Consider the following 4788-nt stretch of genomic DNA (forward strand, 5'->3'; position numbering starts at 1 on the left):
AATGTTAACTACGATGAAAACTCATCCTGGGCCGCGAAATTGGGCGGCATTTACTTTAATTGGGGAGGCAGAGTAAGGACGATCGCCACAAGCAGATTACAGAGTACGATCGGGGATACTGCTCCTACCGCGAAACTGGCGGCTGCAAAACTTTAGCATCCTTTGCTATTGCCGCTGACTCCAAAACCTGCTCTAAAACCCGAGAAGGAATCGGCACTTCTTCAACTACCTGATGCTTTTCCAAAGTCAAGCGAGACTGCGACGAACCCGACAATCTTTTCAACAACTTCGGTGTCGGATCGTACAGCAAATAAATAATTCGATCGCCTGCTTGCCAAATCTGGGCCGCCGACACTACTTGCAAGTACCCTTGCCTTTCCAGCAGCAGCGGCGCTAACTCCCCGGCCTGAACCAAAGCTTGCAAGTGAGCAATCTGAAACTGCAATCCCTCACTTTTTAACTCAGTTTCCCCCAATTTTACTTCTTTGTCAATCAGATATTCGTTCCAATCCTTCAGCGACAAATCGGAGACAAAAGCTTGATTTATTTTAGTCTGATTTGCAGGCGTATTTGCTTGCGGATCTTTGGGGAATATTGCCAAAACCCTCGGCGGTGCAAACTCTTCTGCCGCCCGCTGAGCTAACACTAAGTTTACCTCGCCGTTGTGAGTCATTGCCAAAAAAGTTCCCATCGAATCCAGTCCAGCTTCTTCTAACACGCTGTGGTCGAGAGCACTGCTCAAAAACACCCGCAAACCTTCTCGTTCTGCTTGTTCGCAAGCTTCCGGGTTCGTGTCAATAATTGCCACCGATTCTCCGCGTTCTTGAAACAAGCGAGCAATTAATCTGCTCAAAGGATTTGACCCCACAATGACGGCACCGGTGGCCGATTTTGAGGTGATGCCCAAAAGTTGAGCCATCCGTCCAGCCGTTAGTCCCTGGACGAAAACTGTCATAATAATTGTTAGGAAAACTAAGGCTTTAATCGAGTCGCCGCCGTTGATTCCTCGCTGGGTAAGCAAAATTGCAAATAAAGATGCGATCGACGCTGAGACAATTCCCCTCGGCGCTACCCAACACACAAATAATTTCTGCCGCCAATTCAGTCCGCTGTTCCAAGTACACAGCCAAACGTTGATCGGCCGCACTACCCACATTAAAGCTAAAACTGTAAACAAACTTCCCCAACCGAGGGCGACCACACTAGCGAGGGATAAATCGGCCGCCAGCAGCACGAACAGCATGGAAATAGCAAGGACTGTGAGTTGACCTTTAAACCTCCTCAGCAGCCTTTCTTCCGGCACAGCAGCGGCTCTGAGGACGATGCCGGATAGGACAGTTGCCATCAGTCCCGATTCGCTGCGGATTTCTTCTGCTAACCCGAAAAATCCCCACAAACCGGCTAAAACTACTAAGTTTTTAAGGTCTTCTGAGAGAAATTGCGATCGCTTGAGAATGAATCCCAGCAGCCAACCTCCCGCAATCCCGATGACTGCGCCAACTAAGAGTCGCACGATTAAATCTCGGAACAAAACCAGCAAATCAGCATTGCCGTTCAAAATAATATTCAGCACCAATACTGCCAAAATTGCTCCGACAGGATCGATTAAAACGCCTTCTGCTTCTAGCAAGGCGGCGACTTGTTTGTCAACGGATACTTGTTTGAGCAAAGGGCCGATTACCGTCGGGCCGGTGACGACTACTAGAGAAGCATACAGAAATGCGATCGGCCAGGGAAATTCCCCCAACCAGTGTGCGGCCATTCCGCCGCCAATTAGCGTAATTAAAGTGCCTACGGTAACTAAATTGCGGATGCTGCCGGAAAGTTTGCCCAAATCTCGCAATTCCAAATTCAAGCCGCCTTCAAACAGAATTAAAGCTACGCAAAGCGATACCATAACTTCCAAACCGCTGCCCAGCAGATTGGGGTGCAGCACTCCCAAGCAGTCTGGGCCGGCTAAAATGCCAAACAACAGCAAAAAGACGATCGCCGGAACTTTCAGATAAGCGGCGAGAACTTGAGCACTGATGCCACAGATGACGGTCATGACCATCAACTGGGTAATGTTAAAGGGGATTTCCATAGATATAATTGTTACAGGCTGCCCGCTTAGTTTTAAATGTTCGAGCGCGGGTAATTGCAGTGCAGGCGCTCTTTTCGGCGCAGCTTACAAACTCGGCACGGCCCTGGATTTTTCCCAATAAGATTAAAAACCTTGATAGTGGCTATAACTTTATCAGATAATTCTCTTGGCGTCAAAGATGGCAGTAAGCTGTAGCTAAGCGAGAGATTGTCTGTTATGTTCGAGAGTCTTACGGAGATGCGGGGAGAGAGGGAGAGGATTTGACTTTTTTTGATGTGGACTCAATCTCAAATCTCAAATAGCAAGATTTGGCGGCTTTTCAATTACAAAGCGGTCAAACCCCCAGATTTATTTGTGGAGTCAATCTCCCATCTAAAAAACTCTAAAATCGCCAGATTCATCTTTAGAGTCCATCTAAAATCTATAATCGATTAGCATTCTGCCACCTGCGAAAAAACTCCGATAGAATGGCCGGCGAAATTCGCCCTTCCAGCCAATCTAAAGCCTGGTTTTGGTTTGGTGCGGCCCGATAAAATTTGCACGCATCTATCAGCCGAATCGGAGAATTAGTGACAATAGATTGAGAGCGCCATTTTTGTGCAAACTCGTTAATAATAGCCGGAGAAATTTGTTTTTGCAGCCAATCTAAAGCTTGGTCTTGTTGTGCTAAACCACGATAAAATTTGCCGACATCTATCAATCGCAAATTACTGTCTTGAGGTAAGGTAGTTGCCCGCCATTTTTGAGCAAATTCCCCTAAAATAGAGTTAGAAACTTGACTTTGCAGCCAAATTAAGGCAGTATCTTGGCTAGCGCTAGCTTTATAAGACGAAAATACCTGAGTCAGTCGCACGTTTGATATGGGAGTAGGAGTCGGAGCGGGAGTCGGCTGCGGGACTGGTGTCGGGGTTGGAGGGGGGACAACTACTTTGGGAGATTTTCGCATCAAAGTGGCCCAAGTTTTGAGGCTGGCAATGCCGTCTGGATTGAGATCTTGAGATTTCTGAAACGAGATGAGCGCCGCTGTGGTGGTGGCTCCAAATTTACCATCCATCGCACCTTGATAAAAACCTTTAATTCTTAATTCCCTCTGGATGTCTGCAACTTTATAACTTACGGCGCCTTCTCGGACGCTTTCAAAAATATTGGTGTCTACATTCCCCGAGACGCCGGACAGGCTGCCGATGTCGCTGTACTGCCAAAAAGTCCAAGTTTTCCAGCCGCCGGGAACCCAAGGTTCCTCAGCACTCGTATAGTGAGCAATCCACAGTGGGTAATCGGCCAAGCGTTTTGTCCCCAGGTTGTCCCAGAAACCGGGGTAAGTGTAGATAATAGGCCGCATCAAGGTGGCTTTTTCGACTGCTTCTAACCAAATTGTGGCTCGATCGCACAATTGATCAACACTCAAACCGCCTGTAGTTTCCAAATCCAAGACGGCCGGTAAATCCCCCGCTTCGAGTTTTACAGTTTTCAAGAACAAATCTATTTGTCCTTGAACGCTGCTTGCAGGTTGAAAAAAGTGGTAAGCACCGCGTTGAATCCCCGCCGCTTTCATCGCCGCCCAATTGCGAGCGAAAGTTTGAGAAACCAACGTTGCACCCTCCGTCGATTTGACAAAAGCGAAGACAATACCTTCCTGGGCAACTGCTTGCCAATTGACATTGGGCTGGTAGTCGGAAACATCTATACCGCGAATACTCATATTACGAAGAGGTGAGAAAAGCTGGTTTGCTCTGAAGCAGCGACTCGATTAAGGGTACATTAAAGTGTAATGCTAAGTCGCTAATTGTTTGTTTTCAGGGGAGATTGTGCACATGAACTTCGATCGAATAGAGCCTGGCCCTGGTGAAGAGTCTGTTTGGGATTACCCACGTCCCCCTCGGCTTGAGGAATCGACCAAACACGTACAGATAATTTTTAATGGAGTGACGATCGCCGACACGCGCCGTCCTCAGCGGGTATTGGAGACCAGTCACCCTCCTGTCTACTATATCTGCCCCGATGACATCAAAATGGAATATTTGCACAAAACTTTACGGGGTTCTTGGTGCGAGTGGAAGGGACAAGCCGGTTATTACACTGTGACGGTAGAGTCGAAAGAAGTAGTAAATGCAGCTTGGTTTTATCCCAATCCTAATCAGGTTTTTGCAGCTATTAAAGATTATGTGGCTTTTTATCCGAGCAAGATGGATGCCTGTTATGTGGACGGGGAATTAGTGCAATCTCAACCAGGGGATTTTTACGGTGGCTGGATTACCAAAGATATTGTCGGCCCGTTTAAGGGAGGCCCAGGAACGTGGGGGTGGTGAGGGAATCTTGAGTGTTGAGTGTTGAGTTTAAAACAGCGGTCCACGTTTTTTTACGCCCAACCTTGTTCCAGCCTCGATCCTGGTTTTACAACCAGGTTTCTTGAGTTTGTTTGCGCCGTGAATGAGTTAAAAAATAGCGCTGAAATCTTTTTTTACCGCCAAAAATCACCCTTAAAAAATTAAGTAATAATTCAATAAATCTCTAATTGAGTAAGCATGAATCACTGCAAGGGAATGCAGGCAGGAAATAAACTCATGCGTTAGTTTATTACCTTAAATATTATAGAGTGTAGTAAATACAGCCAATGGTACGAAACAAATATAGCAAAACCATTTGATTTGTAAACAATCGATTCAATCATCACAAGCGTTTCAGGTTGTTCTACATTCATGACT

Annotated in this window: 3 protein-coding genes; 1 reads left to right on the plus strand and 2 read right to left on the minus strand. The window is 46.6% G+C overall.

Annotated elements, in window-relative coordinates; all coding sequences use genetic code 11:
* Positions 1-124: 124 nt before the first annotated feature.
* Together QT994_RS27190 and QT994_RS27195 are read right to left on the minus strand one after the other, a co-directional pair.
* A complete protein-coding gene (locus QT994_RS27190; protein ID WP_333048322.1) occupies positions 125-2083 on the minus strand; it encodes a cation:proton antiporter domain-containing protein in 1959 nt (652 codons plus the stop codon).
* 421 nt (positions 2084-2504) lie between these two features.
* On the minus strand, positions 2505-3785 hold the full coding sequence (locus QT994_RS27195; RefSeq protein WP_333180179.1) for a GH25 family lysozyme: 1281 nt from the start codon (positions 3783-3785) through the stop codon (positions 2505-2507).
* A 112-nt stretch (positions 3786-3897) separates the two neighbouring features.
* On the opposite strand from QT994_RS27195, the gene QT994_RS27200 reads away from it, so the two are divergent.
* Positions 3898-4392, plus strand: coding sequence for a DUF427 domain-containing protein (locus tag QT994_RS27200; RefSeq protein WP_333180182.1), 495 nt, complete (start codon positions 3898-3900; stop codon positions 4390-4392).
* Positions 4393-4788: the final 396 nt, after the last annotated feature.

The organism is Microcoleus sp. S13_B4 (genome assembly GCF_036700885.1).
Classification (GTDB): Bacteria; Cyanobacteriota; Cyanobacteriia; order Cyanobacteriales; family Microcoleaceae; genus Microcoleus.